Origin of the sequence: Paenibacillus sp. JJ1722, assembly GCF_048282685.1 — a bacterium.
Classification (GTDB): Bacteria; Bacillota; Bacilli; order Paenibacillales; family Paenibacillaceae; genus Paenibacillus; species Paenibacillus polymyxa_B.
In genome coordinates this window covers 3,423,983-3,448,341 of record NZ_CP182500.1, presented here as the reverse complement: position 1 = coordinate 3,448,341, position 24,359 = coordinate 3,423,983, and the positions used below count along the sequence as shown (strand labels likewise).

Sequence of the window (24,359 nt, the reverse complement as noted above, 5' to 3'; positions counted from 1 at the left end):
ACTATAAAATAATCATATATGCATCTACCCCGCGTTCCTAGGCGAACGCGGGTTTTTTTTGTGCGATTAACCATTATAACGACAGTCGCATAACAATATATGAAGTCAACCGATGTAAAAAGGTGGGGAGGGAACAAGGATGAAAAACGGCGCTCGTTTCAAAGCTGTGGTGGCTGCGGCACTACTCGGATTACTGTTGCTCAGTGGGTGCACCCCTAAAGGAGGGGAGCAGACGATTGAGATCAGACTGGGCGAGGTAGCCCGTACGGTCTTTTATGCGCCGCAGTATGTAGCCTTGAGCCAGGGGATGTTTGCTCAGGAGGGACTGGATGTCCAACTCGCAACGATTCCCGGGGGTGACAAGGCGATGACGGCGTTATTGTCCAATCAGGCAGATATCGCGCTGATCGGCGCGGAAACATCTATTTATGTGTATCAGCAAGGAGCAGAGGACCCTATCATTAATTTTGCCCAACTGACACAGAAGGATGGTACCTTTTTATTTGCCCGTCAAACGCAGGATAGCTTTGAATGGGAAAAGCTGAGAGGACAAAACTTTTTGGGGCAACGCAAGGGCGGAATGCCGCAAATGTCACTTGAATTTACGCTTCGCAAACACGGCATTGATCCTCATAAGGATCTGAAGCTGATTCAAAATATTGATTTTGCTAATGTTGCCTCTGCTTTCGGCTCCGGTACAGGGGATTATGTGCAGCTGTTTGAGCCACAGGCATCTATTTTTGAAAAGGAAGGCCGTGGACGGGTAGTTGCCTCTATCGGTGTGGAGAGCGGCGAGTTGCCGTATACGGTATATATGGCTAAGCAAAGCTACCTGAACACAAATAGCGAGGTTGCACAGAAATTTACAAATGCTGTATATCGGGCACAACAGTGGATTGCTACGCATTCACCTGAACAGATTGCTGAAGCAATCACGCCCTATTTTAAAGATACAGATTTAGCTGTTTTGACGAGTAGTATCAAACGATATAAGGAACAGAGTACCTATGCTTTGAACCCGATGATTGAGGAAAAGGAATGGAAGAACTTACAGGATGTCATGACCTCGGCAGGGGAGCTTAAAAGTCCGGTTGTACTAGATAAGCTAGTGAACCCAAGCTTTGCACAACAAGCGATTTCATCAAACTCTACCGGGAATACTGAACCGCCTGTGAAAAAGAACACAACTGAATCTACGGATGCAGGTGTCGATGCTGGAGGTTCGTCATGATGGAGGAACGGAGTGGTCTCACTTCGGACGCGACCATCCCGATGGTGAGAATGGAGAAAGTGACGCATGTCTATGTAACGGATCGTGAAGCTTCGCTGGCGGTTGAGAATATTGATTTTTCTGTAGAGACAGGGGAGTTTGTCAGTTTGGTTGGTCCAAGCGGCTGCGGCAAAACGACGATCCTGTCCATGATCGCGGGGCTACTGCGTCCAGCGGCAGGCCAAGTCATGTTGCAAGGTCAGCCGGTAAGTGGTCCGAGTCCAGAGGTCGGTTACATGCTGCAGCAGGATTATCTGTTCCCGTGGCGGACGATAATGGATAACGCATTGTTGGGTCTGGAACTTGGTAACAGAGTGGATGAAGCTACGCGTGAGCGGACACGGCTGTTGCTGGAAGGCATGGGTCTAGGAGGGAAGGAGCATCTGCATCCGTCCCAGCTGTCTGGGGGAATGCGTCAGCGCGTGGCGCTGGTACGGACGCTGGCGACCAATCCGGGGCTGCTGCTGCTGGATGAGCCTTTCTCCGCGCTGGATTATCAAACCAAGCTACAGCTGGAAGATCTGATTGCGGAAACCTTGCGCGAGCGGAGAAAGACGGCTATTTTAGTCACACATGATTTGGCCGAGGCCATTGCGGTCAGTGACCGGATTATAGTGATGGGTCGAAATCCTGGTCATGTCCGACGTACCTTCGAGATTCCGGATTGCATCCGAAAAGCTCAGCCTTTTTATGCACGCGAGCAGCCGGGTTTTAATGAGCTTTTTCATGAAATATGGGGTGAACTGGAGGCTTCGGGAGCAAAGGAGTGAGTTAACGTATGAAGGACGAAGCGGATCAGCTTGAGCAACGTTGGATTCAAGGACTACATCAGGCGTATTTACGCAGCAGGCGTTCGCAGCGATGGTTAGTGACAGGTGTACAGACAGCTATTTTACTGCTTTTGTTTGTGCTATGGGAAATTGCAGGCCGTTTGAAGTGGATTGATGTACTGTTGTTCAGCTATCCGAGCAAAATTTTCACCCAGATCGGTAAGGATGCGGTCAGTGGTGAATTATGGGGACATGTAGGTGTCACCGTGGGAGAAACGATGGCGGGGTTTTTACTCGGTACACTGTTAGGTACGTTGCTGGCTGTACTTATTTGGTGGTCACCGTTTTTGTCGAGGGTGCTTGATCCCTATATGGTCGTGTTCAACAGTATGCCTAAGGTGGCGCTAGGTCCAATTTTTATCGTCATGTTTGGGGCGGGATTTACTGCTATCCTAATGACAACCCTCTCCATTACGGTCATTATTACGACACTAGTCGTATACAACAGCTTTCAGGAAGTTGATTCGAATCTGATCAAAGTGGTTCGTACGTTTGGCGGATCACGCCGGGATACGTTTAAAAAGGTGATTTTACCTGCATCCTTTCCTGCAATCGTCTCTACGCTGAAAGTGAATGTCGGTATGGCATGGGTTGGCGTGATAGTTGGTGAATTTCTGGTGGCCAAAAACGGCTTAGGCTATTTGATTATCTATGGTTTTCAGGTGTTCAATTTCACGCTGGTTATGTCCAGTTTGTTGATCATTGCTGTCGTAGCTACACTGATGTATCAGGCGGTCGTGTATGTGGAGCATCGTCTGCTTTCCGGTCGTCCTCATCGGTAATAATAAAATTTCTGAACATTTGTGTAAAACGTGAAAATAAAGTACCATGAAAATGAAATACTTAATATTTATGAAAATGTGGAAACAGATTTCATCTAGAGAGGACAGAATTTTTTCATGGGCTTTCGTACGATTAAAACGGCTATTGCCGCATTAATGGCCGTACTTATTGCGGAGGGTTTTGGCATTCATGGAGCCACCTCAGCAGGGCTTTTAGCGATTTTGGGGGTGGATGTCACACGCAAGAGAAGTCTCCGTACCATTTCGGCGAGATTTTTTGCATCCGTCGTGGGGCTTCTTTTTGCTTGTGTTTTGTTTGTGGTATTCGGATTTCATGATTGGGTACTAGCATTATATATTTTAACGGCGTTTCCAGTCATTGTACGGGTGGGCTTTAAAGAAGGGATCGTCACCGGCTCGGTCGTGGTTTTTCGCGTATTCAGCGGCGGCGTGATTGATATGGAAGTACTGCTGACCCAGCTAGCTCTGCTAGTGATTGGGCTGGGTTCCGCGATGATTGTCAACTTAGCCTATATGCCGGGTTCTGATAATACAATGCAACAAATTCGGCAGGAGGTGGATCGGACTTTTTCTGTTATATTCAGAAATATGGCCAATACGCTGCGTAGTCCAGCATACATATGGGATGGCAAGGAAGTTATTGAAGCGAACAGCGTGATAGCCAAAGGGGTCACTGAGGCGGGGCGTTCCTTGGAAAATCAGATGCTTCGTCCCCAAGAGGGCTGGAATGTGTATTTTTATATGCGAAAAGAGCAGCTGGATTCGATCCAAAACATGATGCAGTTGATCGCACAAATGTATCAGCATATGCCGCAGGCCAAGCTGCTGGCCGAGCTGTTCGACCAGCTTAGCAATGACGTTTTGGCTGGACATTATACGGGACAGACTGAGAAGCTGCTGGAGCAGGTTCGTGAAGAATTTAAAGCAATGGAGCTTCCCGCAACCCGGGAGGAATTTGAGATTCGTTCGGCATTATTGCAGCTTACACATGAGCTTCATCAGTATTTGAAAATTGCGAAAAAGGACAAGGCCCCTACTCCAGTGAAAAATTAGAGTAAAGGCCTTAAGCGGCTACTATCCATGACGGACAGTAGCCTTTTCTTGTTCAGTGATGGTAGAAGTCGGATGACTCAAAGTCCGTTTGTGCCGAATTCGGTCTGTGATCCATAAGACAGCGGTGATCAGGCAAGGGTACAGCATAGCCCATCCGACAAAGGGGAAAACGATCGCCGTAGAGATGAACGATATCCAACTAATGGCAACGCCCCAGCGACTACCACGCAGAAGCTTAATTCCTGCTGCACAACCGCCTAGATAGGTCAGAATAAAGGTGGCGTTCGGGAACTGGATCAGGTTAGTGAGTGAAACAGTACCACTACCGTACAACACCATAATGATCACGAAGCAGACGCTAAGAAAAGCAATGCCACCGATAGGGGTATGGAATCGTTGGGATAACATGCCCATCCAGCGAAAGGCCTGTCCTTGCCGGGATAAAGCATAAGCGACACGTGAAGCGGCACCAACATAAGCAATAATAGTAGCGGTACAAATAAAGATACCCGTCAAGCCTGCAATTATCGCGCCCCATGGCCCGATAGCCCGACTAATCACCCATACGAGCGAAGCATCCGAATCCCCTGCAAGGTAACTTTGTGTGCCCACAGTAGCCAGCGCAGTTAAGAAATAAAGCAAACCAACAATGACGGCTGCAATGGTCACGCCTTTAACGGCTGCTCTCTGGGGATTGGTGAATTCCTCTGACATATGGGACACAGCCTCCCAACCGATGAAGCACCAGAACAGAATCGCGGCCGCTTGACCGACAGGGAACCAGCCATGTGGAACAAACGGGGTGAAATGGACTGTTTCCATCTGAGGAAGTGCTGCGGCAATGGCGAATATGAGGACGGCAACGATAGCTATGACGACAGCGATCTGAATACGTCCCGCGACCTTCATGCCGATCCAATTGATGATCAGGCCCACCGCCAACATAGCAGCGGCTAACATCATGCGGCTTTCCTCTCCCCAGCCCATGGCTGCGGTCATATAGCCAGCTCCAGTGAGTGCGGCAACAGGTGCCCCAATCGGAACCGACATGAGAAAAAACCACCCGATATAAGCACCAGCACGTGGTGAAAAGGCCAACGTGACAAAATGCGATACCCCTCCCGCATTCGGAAATTTGGCGGATAGAAGACCCATGGAAAGTGCCATTGGCAGGATGAGCAGGGTCATAAAGCCCCATGCCAGCAGCGATGCCGGTCCCGCCATTTGGGCGGCAAGTCCAGGCACAATCAATATCCCCGAACCCAGTACAGCTCCGATATAGAGTGCAATGGCCTGTGGAAGACCAATGGTGGATTGAAGTTTACTTTCATTTGTCATGCAGAAAAGCCTTCTTTCTCTTGTTATTTTCTCCAGCTTATCAGATAATCAATCTATCGGAAAAACGGAATATAACGATTGCTTGCATCGGAAAAACCGATTGAAGGAGCGGATTATGGAATCGCGGCATTTGTTTACCTTTTTAAATGTAGTTGAGGCAGGCAGTTTTACGCGAGCAGCGCGTATACTGGATTATGCACAGTCGAGTATCACTGCTCAAATTCAAACGCTGGAGGCAGAGTTGGGTACGCCGCTTTTTGATCGCATTGGCAAAAAAATCATGCTGACGGATGCTGGACGACGTTTGCTGCCCTATGCGCAGGAAATTTCCAAGATGCATGCTATGGCCAAGGATGCGCTTCGTTCAGAAACGGAATTGGCAGGCACGCTGAAAATAGGAGCACCAGAGTCTCTGGCCGCTTTTCGTCTACCGAGTCTGATCCGTGAGTACAGAGAACGGTATCCGAAGGTTAAAATTGTCCTTAAACCCGGCGAATGCTGGGAATTACGCGATTTGATCCGCTCCGGTGAGCTGGATTTGGCTTTTTTGCTTCAGCCTGAGACGGAGGATAGAGAACTGAATGTCACCACGCTTATTCATGAGCCGATGGCCTTGGTTGCTCCACTTAAGCATTCGCTGGTTACCTATACCCGGGTAGAGCCTGCTGACTTGAAAGACGAAACCATTTTGCATACGGAGGCAGGATGTACGTACCGTATCCTTTTTGAGCAGTATTTGAATAAACACGGTATTTTTTCAGACCCTAGCCTGGAATTTTGGAGTATTGAAGCCATCAAGCAGTGTGTCATGGCTGGATTGGGTATCGCGCTGCTTCCGCTGGTAACGGTACAAAACGAGCTGCGAGAAGGTAAAATGGCGCGTTTAGCCTGGGATGACAGTGAACAGCAGGTGGCTACTCAGGTCGCCTATCACACGAAAAAGTGGAAATCCCCGGCTCTTAGTGAATTTTTACAGATCGTTGAGCAGCATGTAACACATTGGCGTGCATGAGTTCAAGCCATCGCGGCATATGCTTATACAAATAATATTTTTTCCTTTTCGCCTATTCACTCAACATTCGCCCACAACCTGCATACATATGTATGGAATGATTGATTGTATGGAGGAGGTTCAAGAATGGCATTAAGTCATAAAAATCGTAGAGAGATTATTACCAAAGCGATCTGTGGTAAAGGTCGCAGATTCTCTACCGTAACCCATACCGTAACTCCGCCGAATAATCCGACGAGCATTTTAGGGGCATGGATTATTAACCACCAGTATGAAGCTGTGGCGGCGGGGGACGGCATTGAGGTCGTCGGGACGTATGATATCAATATTTGGTACTCATACGATAAAAACTCGCAGACCGATGTGGCCAAGGAAACGGTGTCGTACGTGGAAAATGTGCCGCTCTCGTATCTTGATCCGAAGCACCGGGCGTCTACAGTGGAAGTATCCGCCGAAGCTACACAGGAGCCGAGTTGCGTCGAGGCCAGTGTGTCTTCTGGAGGTGGCAGCGTAATGATCCGGGTCGAGCGGGAATTTGCGGTGGAGCTGGTGGCGGAAACGAAGATTGTTGTAGAAGTATTCCCGAATGGTAGCAGCGATGATTTTGACAAAGACTTTGATTTTGGAGCGGAAGAGGGGGACTATGAGGAGCTCGACCCCGACCTCATTGACGACGAGCTCTGACAGAAGTAACCAAAAAGAGGGCCGCTTTACTCTTTGCGCCGGCTGATTCTGCGCAGGGGGCAAAGGCCCTCCTTTTTTGTTATTGTGGGTTGAAATTGGGTTGAAATCCGTACGTAGTCCGTAGGGGGGAATATGATGCAGCAGCCGGGACAGGCGCTCATACGCTTCAGACAGATGCCAAATGATGAAAAAAAGCGTAGACTGGAGCGTTCAGGCATAGCGGTGCAGTGGATGGATAGTAGTATAGCAGATTTTGCGATAGGCTACGCGGTGCAAATCCATCTACTGCGAGTGTTGGAAATTCGTAGACGTGCCATCGAAGGCCCTTCCAAAGTCCGCGCATACGATCTGTCTGAACTGGATCAACATTCACCGCTCTATGTCCGGATGGAGCGGCTGGCTGTACGAGCGTTGTACACACTGGGTTTGGACAGTGGTGAGGTGGTACTGACGCCGCTGGGGGAGCGCAGCTGTCAGGTGCGCGAAATCTCGGCACAGCCATGGCTGAACGATAGACGTTTGGCCACGTTATATGAAATTGCTGCGCGCGAAGGGGATGTTGAGAGTGAGAATCTTTCAGCGCAACGAGGAAGAGATCGACTGCTCATCGGAATGGACCCTGAATTTGTGCTGGTTCGTATGCCCGAGGGACGGGTCGTTCCGGCCTCAAGATATTTGGGTCGTCTCGGCATAGCCGGCTGCGATGCTGTTACTCGTCGAGGACGAACACTGTATCCAGTCGCTGAGCTTCGCCCTGCGCCGAGTGGAGATCCGGCCCATCTGCTGAAGCACCTGCGTCAAGCTTTTGCAACAGCAGCCCGGCGCATTGCCGACCGCACACTCATCTGGCAGGCAGGGGGGATGCCGCAACCGGGTTTTCCGCTGGGCGGACATCTGCATTTCAGCGGGGTTTCGCTAAACGGTGCCATGCTTCGGGCACTAGATAACTATTTGGCACTGCCTTTGGCGCTACTGGAAGACAAGCGTGCGGCTCGACGCAGACCGCATTATGGCAATTTAGGTGATTTTCGCCGTCAGTCGTATGGAGGCTTTGAATATCGTACACTGCCCAGTTTTCTTATCTCGCCACAGCTGGCGAAAGGTGTGATTGGAATGGCGTTTCTCATTGCCTCTCAATATCCGCGTTTGCAACGTAGGCCGCTGGGTGAGGAGGAGGCTCACAGAGCCTTTTATGAAGGAAATCAACTTGTCCTTAAGGAGTATATGGAACCTCTTATTTTGGACATGGTTTCACTGGAAATATACTCGCAATATGAAGCTTATGTAGCGCCATTGCTGGACAGCCTCCGCAAGGGGAAACAGTGGGATGAATCACGGGATTTGCGCCCGTATTGGAAGCTTACGTAAAATCAAGTGTCGACACCAGGAATGGTTTCATGTTATCGACTGTCATTTTTGATATAATGAGAGATAATTATAAGTTTAAACGGAACAAAGTGTGGGGGTTAGTAAACGGTATGTCCAAATATACACCGATGATTGAGCAGTATTTATCCATAAAAGAGCAGGCTAAAGATGCATTTTTGTTTTTCCGCCTGGGAGATTTTTACGAGATGTTTTTCGATGATGCAATTCTTGCATCCAAGGAGCTGGAAATTACACTTACGGGTCGTGAGGGTGGCGCCACGGAAAAAATTCCGATGTGCGGCGTGCCTTATCATTCAGCGGAAAATTACATACAGCGCCTCATTGAGAAGGGTTATAAAGTGGCCATCTGTGAGCAAATGGAGGAAGCCTCAGCTACGAAGGGGATGGTGCGGCGGGATATTGTCCGCGTTGTGACCCCGGGTACGGTAATGGAAGGCAAGGTGCTGGGTGACAAATCCAACAACTATATGGTATGTGTCACAGAGACGGACGGGATGCTGGCACTTGCGGCGTGCGACTTGTCAACAGGTGAATTGTATGTGACCTCTGTGCCTGATTCGAAAGAATGGCTACTAGATGAAATTAACATTTATGAGCCTTCCGAAATGTTGGGGGATGGTCATCTGCTCGATTTTGTGACATCCCGTATGTCCCCCGTTGGACGGCGCGTTGTGTATACGGCTTGGGACAAATCCAAGGATGATCTGGTTCGGGATCAATTTGGCGAAGCCACATGGGCAAGGCTTACGGAGGAACGTAGACGGTGCGTATCGCGCCTGATTTCCTATTTGAATGAAACGCAAAAAAGATCGTTAGGCCAATTGACCCAAATCTCGGTATATGAGCCAAACCATTTTATGATTCTGGATCCATTTACCCGCAGGAATCTGGAACTGGTGGAGACGGTACGTGAACGCTCAAAGAAAGGCTCGCTGCTGTGGCTGTTGGATCGCACAGAGACTTCCATGGGAGCGCGTCTGTTGCGTCGTTGGATTGACAAGCCGCTGTTGAGCAGCAATCTTATTGAGGAGCGCTTGGAGGCGGTGGACAAGCTATACCACCAATTTATTTTCCGAGAGGATGTACGTGCTCAGCTTAAAGAGATTTACGATCTGGAGCGTCTAGTTGGGCGGATCGCCTTTGGTAGTGCTAATGCACGTGATCTGATCGCTCTCAAGCTGTCGCTGGCCCGAATTCCGTCTTTACGCGAATTGTGCGCTGAATCTCCTTCGAAGACGCTGAGACGAATTGCACAAACGCTGGATAGCTGTACAGACCTGTGTGCGTTGATTGAGGAAGCGGTGGCGGATGAACCGCCGATTTCCGTAAGGGATGGAGGTCTTATTAAGGAAGGCTACCATCAGCGTCTGGACGAACTGCGCGAGGCGAGTGTGAACGGTAAGCGTTGGATCGCTGAGCTAGAGGCCAAGGAACGTGCAGCAACCGGCATTCGGTCACTTAAGATTGGATACAACAAAGTATTTGGTTATTATATCGAGGTGACCAAATCCAATTTGGCTTCATTACCAGAAGGTCGATATGAACGCAAACAGACGTTGGCGAATGCGGAACGGTATATTACACCGGAGTTGAAGGAAAAGGAATCTCTAATTCTGGAAGCCGAGGATAAAATGGTTGATCTGGAGTACACGCTTTTCTCCGAGCTTCGCAGTAAACTGAACGCTGAAATTCCACGTTTGCAAAAGCTGGCAGAACAAGTGGCTGAAATTGACGTGTATCAGTCGCTGGCTTCGGTTAGCTCGGAACGGGGATTCGTGAAACCTGAGCTGACTACAGGATATGATTTCGTAGTGGAGCAGGGTCGCCATCCCGTGGTGGAAGCTGTAATGAAAGATGGCGGTTTTATCGCAAACAGCACGGTGTTGGAGGAAGCCGATGCGCATATTCTACTTATCACTGGGCCGAACATGGCTGGGAAAAGTACGTATATGCGTCAGGTTGCGCTTATTGCGATTATGGCTCAAATTGGCTGCTTTGTCCCTGCTGCACGTGCCAAGGTGCCAATGCTGGATCGCATTTTCACACGGATCGGCGCGGCGGATGATCTCATCGGCGGGCAGAGTACGTTTATGGTCGAAATGGCAGATATCCAAGTAATGACGGACAAGGCAACTCCGCGAAGCTTGATCATTATTGATGAACTGGGACGAGGTACGTCCACCAGTGAAGGAATGGCAATTGCACAGGCAGTCATCGAATTTGTCCATGACACGATTGGCTGTAAGGCGCTGGTATCCACGCATTTCCATGAGCTGGCACATTTGGAGCAAGGCCTGTCTTCGCTGCGAAATTACTCTATGGCCGTGCAGGAAAGCGGCGACAAGGTGAATTTCTTGCGCAAGCTCATACCGGGAGCGGCTAGCAGTAGCTATGGTATTTATTGTGCTCGGCTTGCAGGTTTGCCCAATAACATTATTGAGCGAGCGAATGGACTGCTGAATGGTTTTGAACAGGCAGCGGCTCAAGTAACGGCAGGTACCGAGACAGTAGTAGGAGGGAAGGAAGGGACTGATCTTCGTACAGTTTCAGGGACAGAAGATATTTCTTCTTTGACCGAATATAATTCAGGCCAGACATTGCGAGAAAGCGGAGAAACTGCATCATCAGCTCAGTCTTTATCACAGCAGGCCACCCTGGTAAAAGAAGATACTCTGCAGACGGTGGAAACTTCCAGCACGTTGGAGCAAGGAGCAACCGAAGTGGTACAGCTGTCCATTTTCGGAGAGCAGGAGCTTGCCGCCTCCAAGCCACACGCAGAGACAGTAGAGGCTAATCCGATTGTGCGCCAAATTTTGCGCAAGGTGAAAAATGCTGATGTCATGAATATGACTCCTTTACAGGCAATGCAGCTATTAAATGATCTTAAAAACAAGGCCAATGGCCTGTAGTTAAAATAAGTGACATTATTCTTATTTTTCATCACACTTTGAAGTCAGGAGGAGGTTAAAAGGATGTCTAAAATTCGGGTACTGGATGAACATATTGCGAACCAGATTGCTGCCGGTGAGGTCGTGGAACGTCCAGCCTCCGTCGTGAAGGAGCTGGTGGAAAATGCGATTGATGCAGGCGGTACGCGGGTGGACGTATGGGTAGAAGAGGGCGGCCTGCAAAGTATCCGGGTGACGGATAATGGAAGTGGCATTGAGCCTGAAGATGTGGAGACGGCATTCTATCGGCACGCGACAAGCAAAATTGGACATGGTCGCGACCTGTTTCAGATCACAAGTCTCGGCTTCCGAGGAGAGGCGTTGCCAAGTATTGCGGCTGTATCGAAAGTAGAGTTGCTTACAGCAGCCGGAGATGACGGACGTGCCCGTAAATTAGTGATTGAGGGCGGTAAGCTGTTGCTTCACGAGGATGCTGCTAGTAGACAAGGGACGGATTTTACCGTACGGGAGCTGTTTTATAATACACCTGCACGGCTGAAATATATGAAAACAATCCAGACCGAGCTGGGACACATTTCGGATGTATTGTATCGAATGGCGCTTTCGCATCCAGAAGTAGCCTTCACATTGCGGCATAATGGCAATACATTGCTGCAAACGCTGGGTAATGGTGATTTGCTGCAGGTGATTGCCGCTATTTACGGAACTTCTGCGGCGAAATCCATGCTGCTGCTGGAAGGAGAGAGCCTCGATTACCGAATTAGCGGCTATGTCAGCCGTCCAGAGTGGACGAGATCAAATCGAAATGCGATCTCTACGGTAGTGAATGGACGTTTTGTGCGAAGCTACGGGCTTAATCAGGCGTTACTCAAGGCGTATCATACCTTGTTGCCGATCAATCGTTTTCCGCTGGCTGTGATCCAACTGGAAATGCATCCTTCTTTGGTGGATGTTAACGTTCATCCTGCCAAGCTGGAGGTAAGGTTCAGCAAAGAAGCTGAACTGTTTCAGCTGGTTGAAGATTCGGTAAAAGCTGTTTTAGGGCAGCAAGTGCTGATTCCGAAGGCAGTCAAGCGCGAGATCGGTGGCAAGGACAGTGGCTCGTTTGTGCAGGAGCAGTTTCACTTCTCGAAGGGAAATGGTGCGGAAGGGGATACTCCTTCCCGCAAAGACCGGGGGGGAGCACTGCCACTTTCCGTGACTTCGCCGGAGAGCCAGGAACCGCGCCAATCCAATTACTTGAACAGGAACGAAGAGAATAACAAAGGTAGCCAGGAGCGTGAGCAACGTCCGAGCAGGGATAGCCTCTCAGCCATTGGACGGGCAAACAACCTTTCAGGTAAAAGTATTAGTGATGATGAACTGGATGCAGATTTTGTAGAAGAAAACAGCGGGAGTGAAGTTAGAGGGGACGTGCCGCTCCCTGATGGGGCGACTGTACAGTCGTCCGAAGGAGATAATGCCGCAATAGGCATATCTTCCTTATACAGTGGAGGGATACAGGAAACGGCTGCTTCTGCTGCTTACCCATCTTCTATGCCGCCGATTGCAGGACACACTACGGATTCCCGTCATTTCGCAGATCAGAAGCCGCGCCAGCAACGTCTAGATGCCGAGCAATTGGCAGCGGTATCGGGAGAAGTTCCAGAGTTGCCCACTTTTCCTGAACTGAATTTAATCGGTCAGCACCATGGGACATATCTGATTGCGCAGAACGACCAGGGCTTGTATTTAATTGATCAACATGCCGCGCATGAACGGGTGAATTATGAATTTTATTATGAAAAATTCGGCAATCCTGCGTCAGTATCGCAGGAACTGCTATTGCCAATTACACTGGATTTTACGCCTTCCGAGACGGAAAAGTTGAAATCAAGGCTGCACTGGTTTGAACAGGCAGGGGTGTATTTGGAGCATTTTGGCGGTCAAACCTTCCGTGTCAGCTCTTACCCGTACTGGCTTCCCCAAGGGGAAGAAGCGGATGTCATTGAGGAAATGGCCGGATGGGTGCTGGAGGAAAGAGCCATTGATCTTGCTAAGCTGCGGGAAGCAGCCTCAATCATGTGCTCCTGCCGGGCTTCGATTAAAGCAAACCAGAAGCTGACTGACCGACAGGCTATCGTGCTGCTAGAGCGTTTGGCAGCGTGCAAACAACCATATACTTGCCCTCATGGGCGACCTATTGTGGTTTCCTTTTCCACATATGATTTAGAGAAGCTGTTCAAAAGAGTAATGTAAGGGAGTATATATATGTTGCAGGATCGGGAAAACCGTGAAGAAGAAGAGCGGTCGAGGCTACGGGAGAAGCAAGTCGAATTACTGGTCACGACAGGGGATTCCCCCTCGGCAGAGGTTATGGAGCGAGCGAAGCTGCTTGCAGCCGAGTTAGGGGTGCTGTATGCCCCTCGTCGTGGCATATCGGTAGCTAAGCTAATTGCGGCTCACAGAGTCCGTCAAGCGTTGGTTCTGGTGCAGGGCGGAGTGAGGCTGATTAGTCCAGAACAATCACCGATGGTTTTTCACCCGAGTATGGGCTTCATTCGCGCCAAACGAGTATTAAAGGGTGAACCTGACCCGATGTTGACGGCTGCCCGGATCGTCCCGGGTGATATTGTGCTGGATTGCACCGCAGGACTTGGTACGGATTCTCTTCTATTTTCAATTGGAACTGGAAGCTCTGGACAAGTCACGGCTGTGGAGAGTTCTTTCCCCGTCTATGCTTTAATCAAGGATGGAATGAGGCATTACCGTTCCGGCAACGCTGAAGTAGATCAGGCCTTTTCCAACATTGACGTTCGTTTTGGTCATCATTTGGACTATTTGCGTAGTTTGCCGGATCGCAGTATAGATATTATTTACTTTGACCCTATGTTCCGTGATCCGTTGCTCGATTCCAGCGCAATCGGTCCATTGAGAGGGTTGGCTAACCCAGACGCGTTGAGTGAGGAAAGTATTATTCATGCGAAACGGATTGCACGAAAAACAATTGTATTAAAAGAAAAACGGGGTAGCGGGGAATTTGCCCGCCTCGGCTTCCGTGTGGAGCAGCGGGGCACAACGAAAACAGTGTACGGAGTGATTGATATTGACAGTGGCACCTAAGCCTAAACTACTTGTTCTTGTTGGCCCGACTGCGGTTGGCAAGACGAAACTAAGCATCGAGATGGCTCGACAATTTGACGCAGAAATTATTTCCGGGGATTCCATGCAGGTATACCGTCGTATGGACGTTGGAACCGCCAAAATTTCCGAACAGGAAATGGAAGGAATCAAGCACCATTTAATTGATATTCATGAGCCTGAATACCCATATTCAGTAGCCCAATTTCAGGAAGACTGTCGTCGTCTCATACCTGATATTCAATCTAGAGGAAAGCTACCGTTTATCGTAGGCGGAACAGGTTTATATGTAGAATCAGTCTGCTATGAATACCAGTTTTCCGAGGTAGAGGCTGACGAAGCTTTTCGTCAGGAACAGCTTGACTATGCCGAACAGTTTGGAGCTGAGGCGCTTCATGCGCGACTACAGGCGGTTGATCCCGAAAGTGCACTTCGTTTGCATCCTAATGATCGTCGTCGTGTCGTTCGGGCACTCGAAATTTACCATGTTAGCGGAACGACACTTAGCTCTCAACTTGCCAGTCAAAAAAAGGAATCTCCCTACCAACTCTGCATTGTAGGTTTGACAATGGATAGGCAAATGCTATATAAACGTATTGAAGACCGAATTGACGGGATGCTCGATCAAGGGCTTGTTGCTGAGGTAACCTCCTTAATGGAACGGGGAGTGCGAAGCGATGCCATCTCCATGCAAGGTCTAGGCTATAAAGAGATATCCTCCTACCTGCGGGGAGAAGTGTCTTTGGAAGAGGCGGTGACTTGGCTAAAACGGGATACGCGTCATTTTGCGAAGCGACAGCTCTCGTGGTTTCGCCATATGAAGGATATCCAGTGGGTAGATGTCACTGATTTCGGAAATTTTTCTGCTCATGCAGCCCGAATACACGAAATTATAGCAGGAAAGTTCCGGACAGACCTTGAATATACTTCAAAACAATCCAAATGATTATTGGGGGTACGGCTAAAATGAACAAGTCCATTAATATCCAAGATACGTTTCTGAATCAATTGCGCAAGGATTCTATACCTGTAACGGTATACCTCATCAATGGATTTCAGGTGCGAGGGACGATTAAAGCATTTGACAATTTTACGATTGTTATCGACTCGGATGGAAAGCAACAGCTGATTTACAAGCATGCCATCTCCACCTTTACACCGCAACGCAATGTATCGCTTGTACAGCAACAGGATAACGCTAGCGATAACTGATTACGGCTTGACGGTCGCCCGGGTTCATGAAACTTTTCAGGCGCCCGTCTCGTCTAACTGTATAGGAATGTGACCGGGAGCAACCTGATCAGGGTTGTTCTTTTCATTCCGTTTACTTTCATGCTGCCGACAGCAAGCTTTAAGCTTATGTTAGGTATCATATGATTATTCGCGAAAGGGAGTCAGGGGAATGCCAAACGATTCATTGTCCAGATCCGGCAATCGCAATAGAAACACATCTAAAGAGAAGCCGAAGGGCAAGAAAAAGAAAATAACAGGTAAGCGAGTGGGGTGGACGCTATTTATTACAGCGGCGTTAGCCATATTTTGCGCACTTGGTGGATACTTATTTGTCATGGTTAATGGCGAAAAAATTTACAAAGCCAACAAGGACAAAATTACAGTGAACGAGACATCGAAGGTTTATGACCGCAACGGTGTGCTCATGGGTGAGTTGTCTGTGCAAAAAAGCGATCCTGTCAAAAGTGAAGAAATTCCACCGCTGCTCAAAAAAGCATTTATCGCAACCGAGGATAAGCGTTTTATGGAGCATCAAGGGGTTGATATTTGGTCTATCGGCCGGGCAGCCGTTAAGGATATCGTGGCCCGTTCGGCAGTGGAGGGCGGCAGTACGCTGACTCAGCAGCTGGCCAAAAACTTGTTTTTGACACGTGACAAAACCTTTTTCCGTAAAGCGACAGAGGTATCCATCGCAATGGCGCTGGAGCGGAATTTGACTAAAGATGAAATTATTACACTTTACCTGAACCGGATTTGGTTTGGACGCTCGTATTCTGGAATTAAGGCAGCGTCGGAAGGCTATTTTGGGCAAACGGATTTGAATAAATTAAAATTGTGGCAGGTCGCTACACTGGCAGCTATTCCAAAAGGGCCATCCAAGTATAATCCGATTAGTAACCCAGAAAACTCAAAGGCCCGGCGTGCTGTGGTTCTCCAGCTGATGTTTGAGCAAGGGATGATTGGGAAGCAAGAGATGGAAGAGGCCAAAGCTGTAAATTACGATTACAAACAGCCGGAAAAAGTTCAAAAGTATCAAAATTTTATGGAATATGTCATGGATGAGGCAGAGGATGCGTTGCCAGGAGTTAGCGGTAATGATCTGATTATTGGTGGTTATAAAATTCATACCACAATGGATGCCCAGGCTCAAAATGCGCTGGATCAGGCGATGGCAGATGATGACATGTTCGAAAAAAGTCCGGACGATCAGCCTGTTCAAGCCTCGATGGTCATTATTAACAACCAGACAGGTGGAATTGCCGCGATGGCACCCGGACGGGATTACAAAAAGGGAACCTTCAATCGTGCGACACAGAGCCGCAGACAGCCAGGATCGGCCTTTAAGCCGATTGTAGCCTATGCGCCAGCTCTTGAATCCGGTAAGTTTACGATGGATACCCCTTTGAGTAACGAACGCCAGAGTTTTAACGGATACAGTCCGAAAAACTTGCATGGTTACTCGTCGACCATCAGCATGCTCGACGCCATTACGAAATCTGAAAATATTCCGCCTGTATGGTTGCTGAACCAAATCGGTGTGGAAAAAGGGGTTCAATTTGCCGAGAGCGTAGGAATTCCGATGGACAAAAATGATCACTCACTTGCTATCGCATTGGGTGGATTAAGCAAAGGAACGAATACCCTTGAAATGGCGCAGGCGTACAGCGCTTTTGCCAATAAAGGACAATTCCAAAAAGCTTATTCTATTAAGCAAATTAACAATAGTGATGATCAAGTTGTTTATACTCATGAAGAGGAAACTAAATCTGTAATGAGTGAAAAAACGGCTTATGAAATGACACAAATGATGCAAAATGTAGTCAATAGCGGTACAGGTCGCAAAGCACGTATTGACTGGCCTGTAGCTGGTAAAACGGGTACGACCCAAAGTGGGATTAGCGGTAACAGTGGTAACCGGGACATCTGGTTTGTCGGTTATACACCGGAATATACCGGAGCGGTATGGATGGGTTATGACAAGCCGGACAGCAAGCATATGCTGAGAAACTACAGTGGGCAGTCGGCAGCCTTTTTCGGAAGGGTCATGGGTGAAGCTCTCAAGGGACACCCGGTTACGCAATTCAGCGAGCCGAAGGGATATGAACCACCAGTTGAGCAGAAGCCAGAAGAGCCGGTTCAGGCTACCGCTCCGAGCGGACTGAGCGGGTCTTATAGTCAGGACACCCAAATTGTATCGTTATCCTGGACTGCGGCTACGGGGGATAATGTACAATACCGCGTGTATCGCAAGGGGACTTCCGATACAGGCTTTACGGCAATCATGGAGGCCATGAAGGGCACGAGTGGTGAAGACACGTCTCCTATAGCTGGAAACACGTATGAATATTATGTAGTAGCTTATGGGGCGGATGGTAAAGAATCCGAGGCTTCTAATACGATCCGTGTGGAAATTCCGGCAGAGACTACTCCGGTTGATCCACAGCCAGGGACTGATCCAAACGAGAATGGAACCTTACCGGATAATGGCGGGGCTACAGACGGACAAAACGGTACAGATCAGGGAAATACAACTCCTGGCGGTATCAATAACAATAATGGCTCAGGTCAGCTTCCGGCATCTCCTGGGGATACTAATGGGAATGGTGCTGGCGGCACAGGTAACAATAGTGGCAATTCCGGCAATGGAAACGATACTAATCAGGGAAATGGTCAGACTACTACACCGGATGCAGGTATTTCTGATGAAGATACTATGGTAAATCCAGAAAACACGGATGCATCTACGACTGAAGTCACAACGGATGGGACTCAAGAAGGCAATTCCAACGGTCATTCGAATTCCAATCGTGGACGTCATAATCGGAATTAGCAAGTATTACTTTAGTAAGTTGAATATGCTTCAAATCAAAGGTATTCTCAGTCCGTGAACTGGTCTGAGAATACCTTTTTTGCTGTTTTAAAGGGGTTCTTTTTGAGTGTACAGTTTAAATATGGTAAGCTGGTTTTACCAATGTTGGAGAGGAACATCATTTATGAAGCGCAAATTCGGAGACCGGGCCAACTGGCGCAGAATCACCAATCGCAAGTTTGCTTGCCGGTATGTAGAAAGTGACGCGTTTACAGGATATGTGACCCTGTATACAATTTTGAGTCTCAAGGAGCCGTTATGGAAAAGTTACGGTGGTCATACGTTTTGCATAGCCGATAAAGGATATTCCTGGCTGCAATATTATCCAAAAGGTGAGCACTACGTGGTGACTGCTATGTTTGACAATCGGGAGCAGATCGTTGAATGGTACATTGACACCTGCCGTAATCAGGGTGTGACCGATCAAGGAGTCCCATGGTTTGACGATTTGTATTTGGATGTTGTGGTGCTTAAAAACGGTGAAATCTTCCTAGTGGATGAGGATGAATTGGAGGAGGCGTTACAACGGGGGCATATCTCAACGCAAGAGGCAGAATTGGCTAACCGTACAGCGGCTGATGTGTTACATCAGATAGATGCCCACGTGTTCCCCTATTTTAAAATGTCACTGAAACACCGGGCAGAATGGTTTCACAACGGTGATTTCAAGAGAGAACGGTGAAAGTTTTGCAGTGGATTAAAGACACTGGGCCCAAACGTCCTGAGTTGAAAAGCAGGCAGAGTCGCCTTAAGAAAATATCTATGGTATCCAAGCGTCTTGTACTTTGTTTGATGATTTTCATTTTGGTCGGATTGGTATGGGCAGGTATCCGAGTGTGGAACATGAATACGGCTGCCTCTACCACTCCGCTCCAGCAAGTGCAAATTGGTATCGTACTAGGTGCTTCTATGTGGGGAGCTGAGCCCAGCCCTGGATTGAAGGAAAGGCTGGAAGAAGCCTTGCACTTATACCGCAACGGGACGGTACAGCGTCTAATTGTAAGTGGGGGACTGGATAAACCAGATTTTCCGTATACGGAGGCTGAGGGCATGCAACGCTATTTGGTAGATAAAGGGGTCCCTGTACAGCATATTGTGTTGGAAAACCATGCGACCAGTACTTACGAAAATCTGCTCTATAGCCAGCGCATTATGAAGGAATATGGATGGACCTCCACCGTGATCATTACACATAGCTATCATGGCCCTCGGGCGATGGAGATTGCTCAATTCTTGAATTTTGATCATCCTCAGATGGCTCTGACGGAATCCAAAGTGCTCAATATGCCAATTCATCAATCAAGAGAAGTATTGGCATACGCTAAATGGACGCTGCAACGGTGGTGGATCAGCGCTCAAACTTGGGTTGCCTGAATTTAAGAAAAGGCTTTGTGCACGTTCCCGTTGCTTTTATGCTAATAAGGACATGCCAGACCGAATACATTAATAGGGTAAGCTGTGCCTGAAGAAATGTTGAGGTGATGGATGCATGAACGGACGGGGAATCGCCGCGGGCAAGCGGTCGGAGGAGAGACCTTCCAGACAAATTAATGTCGTGCTGCGTAGCCCGGAGCCGATAGCTTCGGTGACTGTGGACGAGACGGAAGCAGTGGCTTCAACCAACTCACAGGCGCTACCGCAGTATCTCAGTCTTTATCAGGAAATTCAGAAAGAACTCGATCATCTCGTCGGCTTGGATAACATCAAAGACCTGGTATTTGAGGTATATGCCTTTTTGCAAATCGCCCATATGCGCACGGATGCGGGATTGTTGAGCAATGCACACGTATATCACATGATTTTCAAAGGAAATCCAGGTACGGGGAAAACGACAGTAGCCCGCATTATCGCTAAAATGCTGCAAAAAATGGGGGTACTGAGCAAAGGTCATCTGATTGAGGTGGAGAGGGCTGATCTGGTCGGTGAGTATATTGGGCACACTGCACAGAAAACGCGAGATCTGGTAAAGAAATCTCTTGGCGGCGTGTTGTTCATTGATGAGGCTTACAGTTTGGCACGCGGAGGGGAAAAGGATTTTGGAAAAGAAGCGATTGATACCTTGGTAAAGTCCATGGAAGACCAAAAAAATCAATTTATTTTGATTCTCGCTGGATACTCGGGAGAAATGGACTTTTTTTTACGAACGAATCCTGGTCTTCCTTCTCGCTTTCCAATCCAGTTGGATTTTCCTGATTATACTGTAGATCAGCTTATCCAAATTTCCGAGATGATGGCCAAGGAGCGGGATTATATTCTCATGCCTCAGTCCATAATTAAAATGAAGGAGCATTTGCTAAACGAGCGTAATGACAGTCTTCATGCATTTAGTAATGCACGCTATGTTCGTAACGTGATTGAAAAAGCGATTCGGCACCAAGCTGTCAGGTTGCTCAATCAGTACCGGAACGGGCAACCCGGCAAGCAGGAATTGATGACGCTGCGTCCAGAGGATTTGAAAATGGACAAAAGATAGGCGATAATAGGAATCTGAATCACATCGAATGGTATGACATCGAACGGGGGCCGGCCTGAACATCAGGTCGGTCTCTGTTCGAGAGTTGACATGAAAATAAAGGAGCAAACAATATGGCGAACTCCACTCATGATACACAAACTGAAATGCAGGACAAGGCGGTACTGGTCAGTCTGATTACGGATGAAGTCAAACGATCTGGCATCAATACGGAATATTCGTTGGATGAGCTGGTGAAATTGGCTGAGACAGCGGGAGTTGAAGTACTGAGCGTCCTGACACAGAATAAGGAAGCCAAGGATTCAAAATGGTTTATTGGCAAAGGAAAAGTAGAGGAATTGCGTGCAGTTGCTGAAGAATTGGGAGCGAATACAGCTATTTTTGATCAGGAGCTCTCGGGGGCCCAAGTACGGAATCTGGAAGAAAGTCTGGATCTCAAAATTATTGACCGGACACAGTTGATTCTGGACATTTTTGCTCAACGTGCAAAAACACGGGAAGGTATTATTCAGGTTGAACTGGCGCAGTTGTCATATTTACTCCCCCGTTTGTCTGGACATGGCAAAAATCTCTCGCGTCTCGGTGGCGGAATCGGAACACGTGGTCCTGGTGAAAGCAAGCTGGAGACAGACCGTCGTCATATTCGTGACCGAATCAGTGATCTGAAACGCCAACTGGAGGAAGTGACTCGTCACCGGTATTTGCACAGGGAGCGCAGACAAAAGAGCGGTATTGTTCAGGTTGCACTTGTTGGCTATACCAATGCGGGCAAATCGACGCTGTTGAAGCAACTGACAGCAGCCGATGTATATATTGAGAACCAACTGTTTGCGACGCTGGATCCTACCTCCAGAACAATGGAGCTACCGAGTGGAAAAGAAATTATTCTTACGGATACAGTCGGTTTTATCCAAAATCTTCCTCATGATTTGGTTGCTTCCTTCCGGGCTACTTTGGAGGAGGCGAATGAGGCTCATCTCATTTTGCATGTCGTGGACGCTTCCTCGGATATGCGAGACGAACAGATGAAAGTTGTAGAGACGATCTTGCAGCAGCTAGGGGCTGCGGACAAGCCTCAGATCGTATTATTTAACAAAAAAGATGCCTGTACCCCTGAGCAACTGGAAATGCTTCCTTCTGGGGAGGGCTATTTGAAAATTAGTGCTTTTGATGAAGGGGATTTGTTGCACATTCGTGAACTGATTCAAGAGCATCTGAGCGGTGATACGCTGAGATTCCGCATTCCTGCGGAACGTGGGGATTTAACCTCGGTGCTTTATCGAATCGGAGATGTACTGCTGACAGAGTATGATGGCAATGATGTTATTTATGAGGTTGAAATTCAAAGAGGCGAGTACGAAAAGTACGGTCATGCACTCAGCGAGTTCACAGAAGGTTAACATCTAATGATGTTTTTGGGTCAATAAAATGAAAATGCTCATCGTTCAAAGTGAACAATAATATAACATGAATAGCCTAAGGCTGCGTAAGAGAGAGGGTCAAGAAGGTAAATGGTAGTTTTTAGTCCAGAAATTCAGAAAATTCAGGAAACTGCAGAACATAAAATACAAGAACGTATACAGCACATAGATCATATTGTAGATTCAAATCAGTGGAAGGTAATTCAGGCATTCCAGCGGAAGCAAGTGAGCGATTTTCACTTTGCGGGTTCTACGGGATATGCTTACAATGATCGGGGACGTGAGGTGCTGGAAGAAGTCTATGCGGATGTGTTCGGTGCGGAGGCAGCGTTGGTGCGTCCGCATTTTGCCTCGGGTACTCATACAATTGCCACTGCTTTATTTGGTGTGCTGCGTCCAGGGGATGAACTGTTGTACATTACTGGGAGACCTTATGATACCCTCCACAAAGTGATTGGTAAGCCCGGCGACGGAACAGGATCATTGCAGGATTTTGGTGTTACTTATGGAGAAACCGCACTGACAGCGGAAGGTAAAGTGGACTGGGAAGCGGTGGAGGCTGCGATCTATGCCAATACCAAAGTGATCGGTATTCAGCGTTCACGCGGTTATGATTGGAGAGCTTCGTTTAGTGTAGCAGATATTGAAGAAATGACAGCACGTGTGAAGGAAATAAAACCTGACGTCGTTGTCTTTGTTGACAATTGCTACGGTGAATTTACCGAGAAGTTGGAACCTACTCAGGTAGGTGTCGATTTGATGGCAGGTTCGTTGATTAAAAATCCCGGTGGTGGCATTGCAGAAACGGGTGGATATATCTGCGGCAAACAAAAGTATGTAGAGCTAGCATCCTACCGATTAACTGCACCTGGAATCGGTGGAGAAGTAGGTGCCATGCTAGGTACTACACGAGGCATATTTCAGGGACTATTCCTTGCTCCAACACTGGTTGGGCAAGCGGTTAAAGGGAGCGTATTCGCAGCTGCGGTCTTTGAGGAGATGGGATTTGAGACCAAACCTGCCTGGCATGAAGAGCGTACGGATTTGATTCAGGCTATTTCTTTTAGTGGACCAGAGCATCTAATTGCTTTTGTACAGGGCATTCAGCGTGCAGCTGCCGTGGATAGCCATGTGGTGCCGGAGCCGTGGGATATGCCGGGTTATGAGCATCCAGTTATCATGGCTGCAGGTACGTTCATACAAGGGGGAAGTTTGGAACTATCTGCGGATGCTCCGATTCGTGAGCCTTATATTGGTTACATGCAAGGGGGCTTAACCTACTCTCATGTTAAATTTGGAGTGCTTATGGCTCTGCAAACGATGAAAGAACGTAAATTATTGTGAGTTTTTCTAACATGTCATTGACACTTTGCATCAGCTAAATGTACAATAAGGTGAATAATAGATCACTGGAAGGTTGATGACAAATGGGCGACGAAATTCGCAGAAATATGGCCTTATTTCCAATAGGTATTGTCATGAAGCTAACGGACTTGTCAGCACGTCAGATTCGTTATTATGAACAGCATAACTTGATAGTTCCTGCCCGTACATCGGGAAACCAACGTCTTTTTTCTTTTAATGACGTAGAGCGTCTGCTTGAAATTAAGGCGTTGATCGAGAAGGGTGTTAACATTGCGGGAATTAAACAAGTCATGAATCCGGTTACCAAGGAATCGGAGGAAGCTACGGTTATTACAGCAGATACGGAAGTCAAACGCCGTGAAATGTCCGATACTCAGCTTCACCGCTTACTGAAACAACAACTTGTTGCAGGCAAAAGACCAGGACAGGTATCCCTGATCCAAGGCGAATTATCACGGTTCTTCAATAAGAGATAATGCTTTGACTTACCTCCTGGTATAAGGTCGCTTTACTTTAAAACCCGGTCTCATCATTTAAGTAATTTATAGAACAGCCGATTCGTATATAGTCGTTACAGAAAGGGAGAGGTT

At 48.0% G+C, this 24,359-nt stretch carries 20 protein-coding genes; 19 read left to right on the top strand and 1 reads right to left on the bottom strand.

Translation table 11 applies throughout. The annotated features are described in order from the left end of the window. The first annotated feature begins 139 nt into the window (after positions 1 to 139). The 4 genes from ACM1ND_RS15325 to ACM1ND_RS15310 all read left to right on the top strand — a co-directional run bounded on the left by ACM1ND_RS15325 (position 140) and on the right by ACM1ND_RS15310 (position 3,956). Positions 140 to 1,231: an ABC transporter substrate-binding protein gene (locus tag ACM1ND_RS15325; protein WP_418026272.1), complete on the top strand. Its 1,092-nt coding sequence runs from the start codon at positions 140 to 142 to the stop codon at positions 1,229 to 1,231. Continuing rightward, positions 1,228 to 2,040: an ABC transporter ATP-binding protein gene (locus ACM1ND_RS15320; protein ID WP_418026270.1), complete on the top strand. Its 813-nt coding sequence runs from the start codon at positions 1,228 to 1,230 to the stop codon at positions 2,038 to 2,040. The genes ACM1ND_RS15325 and ACM1ND_RS15320 overlap by 4 nt, the downstream gene beginning before the upstream one ends. Positions 2,041 to 2,048: 8 nt before the next feature. Further along, complete coding sequence (locus ACM1ND_RS15315; protein WP_023989051.1) at positions 2,049 to 2,882, top strand: ABC transporter permease; 834 nt, start codon at positions 2,049 to 2,051, stop codon at positions 2,880 to 2,882. A 117-nt stretch (positions 2,883 to 2,999) separates the two neighbouring features. Then, positions 3,000 to 3,956, top strand: coding sequence for an aromatic acid exporter family protein (locus ACM1ND_RS15310; protein WP_023989050.1), 957 nt, complete (start codon positions 3,000 to 3,002; stop codon positions 3,954 to 3,956). A gap of 21 nt (positions 3,957 to 3,977) precedes the next feature. On the opposite strand, the gene ACM1ND_RS15305 is transcribed toward ACM1ND_RS15310, so the two are convergent. Next, positions 3,978 to 5,294, bottom strand: coding sequence for an amino acid permease (locus ACM1ND_RS15305; RefSeq protein WP_418026269.1), 1,317 nt, complete (start codon positions 5,292 to 5,294; stop codon positions 3,978 to 3,980). A 115-nt stretch (positions 5,295 to 5,409) separates the two neighbouring features. On the opposite strand from ACM1ND_RS15305, the gene ACM1ND_RS15300 reads away from it, so the two are divergent. From ACM1ND_RS15300 to ACM1ND_RS15230, 15 genes are all read left to right on the top strand, one after another. Next, positions 5,410 to 6,306, top strand: coding sequence for a LysR family transcriptional regulator (locus tag ACM1ND_RS15300; RefSeq protein WP_069080296.1), 897 nt, complete (start codon positions 5,410 to 5,412; stop codon positions 6,304 to 6,306). Positions 6,307 to 6,432: 126 nt separating this feature from the next. Then, positions 6,433 to 6,990, top strand: a complete 558-nt coding sequence (locus tag ACM1ND_RS15295; RefSeq protein ID WP_013310588.1) for an outer spore coat protein CotE — start codon at positions 6,433 to 6,435, stop codon at positions 6,988 to 6,990. Between the two features lie 132 nt (positions 6,991 to 7,122). Next, positions 7,123 to 8,358 carry a putative amidoligase domain-containing protein gene (locus ACM1ND_RS15290; RefSeq protein ID WP_418026267.1) on the top strand — a complete coding sequence of 412 codons (1,236 nt, stop codon included), beginning with the start codon at positions 7,123 to 7,125 and terminating at the stop codon, positions 8,356 to 8,358. Positions 8,359 to 8,468: 110 nt separating this feature from the next. Then, positions 8,469 to 11,288, top strand: coding sequence for a DNA mismatch repair protein MutS (gene mutS, locus ACM1ND_RS15285; protein WP_028540707.1), 2,820 nt, complete (start codon positions 8,469 to 8,471; stop codon positions 11,286 to 11,288). Between the two features lie 63 nt (positions 11,289 to 11,351). Then, on the top strand, positions 11,352 to 13,526 hold the full coding sequence (gene mutL / locus ACM1ND_RS15280) for a DNA mismatch repair endonuclease MutL (RefSeq protein ID WP_418026266.1): 2,175 nt from the start codon (positions 11,352 to 11,354) through the stop codon (positions 13,524 to 13,526). Between the two features lie 12 nt (positions 13,527 to 13,538). After that, the gene (locus ACM1ND_RS15275; protein WP_028540709.1) at positions 13,539 to 14,390 is read left to right on the top strand and encodes a class I SAM-dependent methyltransferase; all 852 of its coding nucleotides are present in this window, start codon (positions 13,539 to 13,541) and stop codon (positions 14,388 to 14,390) included. Further along, positions 14,374 to 15,354 carry a tRNA (adenosine(37)-N6)-dimethylallyltransferase MiaA gene (miaA, locus tag ACM1ND_RS15270; protein WP_076264859.1) on the top strand — a complete coding sequence of 327 codons (981 nt, stop codon included), beginning with the start codon at positions 14,374 to 14,376 and terminating at the stop codon, positions 15,352 to 15,354. Before ACM1ND_RS15275 ends, miaA begins: the two co-directional genes overlap by 17 nt. 20 nt (positions 15,355 to 15,374) lie before the next feature. Next, positions 15,375 to 15,620 (top strand): RNA chaperone Hfq, encoded by a 246-nt coding sequence (gene hfq / locus ACM1ND_RS15265; protein ID WP_023989043.1) that lies wholly within the window; start codon positions 15,375 to 15,377, stop codon positions 15,618 to 15,620. Between the two features lie 190 nt (positions 15,621 to 15,810). Then, complete coding sequence (locus ACM1ND_RS15260; RefSeq protein ID WP_076264860.1) at positions 15,811 to 18,471, top strand: PBP1A family penicillin-binding protein; 2,661 nt, start codon at positions 15,811 to 15,813, stop codon at positions 18,469 to 18,471. 163 nt (positions 18,472 to 18,634) lie between these two features. After that, positions 18,635 to 19,192, top strand: a complete 558-nt coding sequence (locus ACM1ND_RS15255; protein WP_013310580.1) for a DUF402 domain-containing protein — start codon at positions 18,635 to 18,637, stop codon at positions 19,190 to 19,192. Further along, positions 19,189 to 19,884 carry a YdcF family protein gene (locus ACM1ND_RS15250; RefSeq protein WP_023989041.1) on the top strand — a complete coding sequence of 232 codons (696 nt, stop codon included), beginning with the start codon at positions 19,189 to 19,191 and terminating at the stop codon, positions 19,882 to 19,884. The genes ACM1ND_RS15255 and ACM1ND_RS15250 overlap by 4 nt, the downstream gene beginning before the upstream one ends. 115 nt (positions 19,885 to 19,999) lie before the next feature. Then, on the top strand, positions 20,000 to 20,983 hold the full coding sequence (locus tag ACM1ND_RS15245) for an AAA family ATPase (protein ID WP_418026264.1): 984 nt from the start codon (positions 20,000 to 20,002) through the stop codon (positions 20,981 to 20,983). A 113-nt stretch (positions 20,984 to 21,096) separates the two neighbouring features. Further along, on the top strand, positions 21,097 to 22,383 hold the full coding sequence (gene hflX / locus ACM1ND_RS15240; protein ID WP_023989039.1) for a GTPase HflX: 1,287 nt from the start codon (positions 21,097 to 21,099) through the stop codon (positions 22,381 to 22,383). Positions 22,384 to 22,494: 111 nt separating this feature from the next. Then, entirely contained in the window at positions 22,495 to 23,748 is a 1,254-nt protein-coding gene (locus ACM1ND_RS15235) for an aminotransferase class I/II-fold pyridoxal phosphate-dependent enzyme (RefSeq protein ID WP_023989038.1), read from the top strand. Positions 23,749 to 23,831: 83 nt separating this feature from the next. Then, complete coding sequence (locus ACM1ND_RS15230) at positions 23,832 to 24,245, top strand: MerR family transcriptional regulator (protein WP_007430683.1); 414 nt, start codon at positions 23,832 to 23,834, stop codon at positions 24,243 to 24,245. The last annotated feature ends 114 nt before the right edge of the window (positions 24,246 to 24,359 follow it).

Bases quoted from the DNA above. Each gene is read 5' to 3' on its own strand.
- hfq (WP_023989043.1), top strand. From the start codon at position 15,375: ATGAACAAGTCCATTAATATCCAAGATACGTTTCTGAATCAATTGCGC.
- ACM1ND_RS15245 (WP_418026264.1), top strand. From the start codon at position 20,000: ATGAACGGACGGGGAATCGCCGCGGGCAAGCGGTCGGAGGAGAGACCT.
- mutL (WP_418026266.1), top strand. From the start codon at position 11,352: ATGTCTAAAATTCGGGTACTGGATGAACATATTGCGAACCAGATTGCT.
- ACM1ND_RS15325 (WP_418026272.1), top strand. From the start codon at position 140: ATGAAAAACGGCGCTCGTTTCAAAGCTGTGGTGGCTGCGGCACTACTC.
- ACM1ND_RS15275 (WP_028540709.1), top strand. From the start codon at position 13,539: ATGTTGCAGGATCGGGAAAACCGTGAAGAAGAAGAGCGGTCGAGGCTA.
- ACM1ND_RS15260 (WP_076264860.1), top strand. From the start codon at position 15,811: ATGCCAAACGATTCATTGTCCAGATCCGGCAATCGCAATAGAAACACA.
- ACM1ND_RS15295 (WP_013310588.1), top strand. From the start codon at position 6,433: ATGGCATTAAGTCATAAAAATCGTAGAGAGATTATTACCAAAGCGATC.
- ACM1ND_RS15255 (WP_013310580.1), top strand. From the start codon at position 18,635: ATGAAGCGCAAATTCGGAGACCGGGCCAACTGGCGCAGAATCACCAAT.
- ACM1ND_RS15290 (WP_418026267.1), top strand. From the start codon at position 7,123: ATGATGCAGCAGCCGGGACAGGCGCTCATACGCTTCAGACAGATGCCA.
- ACM1ND_RS15320 (WP_418026270.1), top strand. From the start codon at position 1,228: ATGATGGAGGAACGGAGTGGTCTCACTTCGGACGCGACCATCCCGATG.
- ACM1ND_RS15305 (WP_418026269.1), bottom strand. From the start codon at position 5,294: ATGACAAATGAAAGTAAACTTCAATCCACCATTGGTCTTCCACAGGCC.
- mutS (WP_028540707.1), top strand. From the start codon at position 8,469: ATGTCCAAATATACACCGATGATTGAGCAGTATTTATCCATAAAAGAG.
- hflX (WP_023989039.1), top strand. From the start codon at position 21,097: ATGGCGAACTCCACTCATGATACACAAACTGAAATGCAGGACAAGGCG.
- ACM1ND_RS15315 (WP_023989051.1), top strand. From the start codon at position 2,049: ATGAAGGACGAAGCGGATCAGCTTGAGCAACGTTGGATTCAAGGACTA.
- ACM1ND_RS15310 (WP_023989050.1), top strand. From the start codon at position 3,000: ATGGGCTTTCGTACGATTAAAACGGCTATTGCCGCATTAATGGCCGTA.
- ACM1ND_RS15300 (WP_069080296.1), top strand. From the start codon at position 5,410: ATGGAATCGCGGCATTTGTTTACCTTTTTAAATGTAGTTGAGGCAGGC.
- ACM1ND_RS15230 (WP_007430683.1), top strand. From the start codon at position 23,832: ATGGGCGACGAAATTCGCAGAAATATGGCCTTATTTCCAATAGGTATT.
- ACM1ND_RS15235 (WP_023989038.1), top strand. From the start codon at position 22,495: ATGGTAGTTTTTAGTCCAGAAATTCAGAAAATTCAGGAAACTGCAGAA.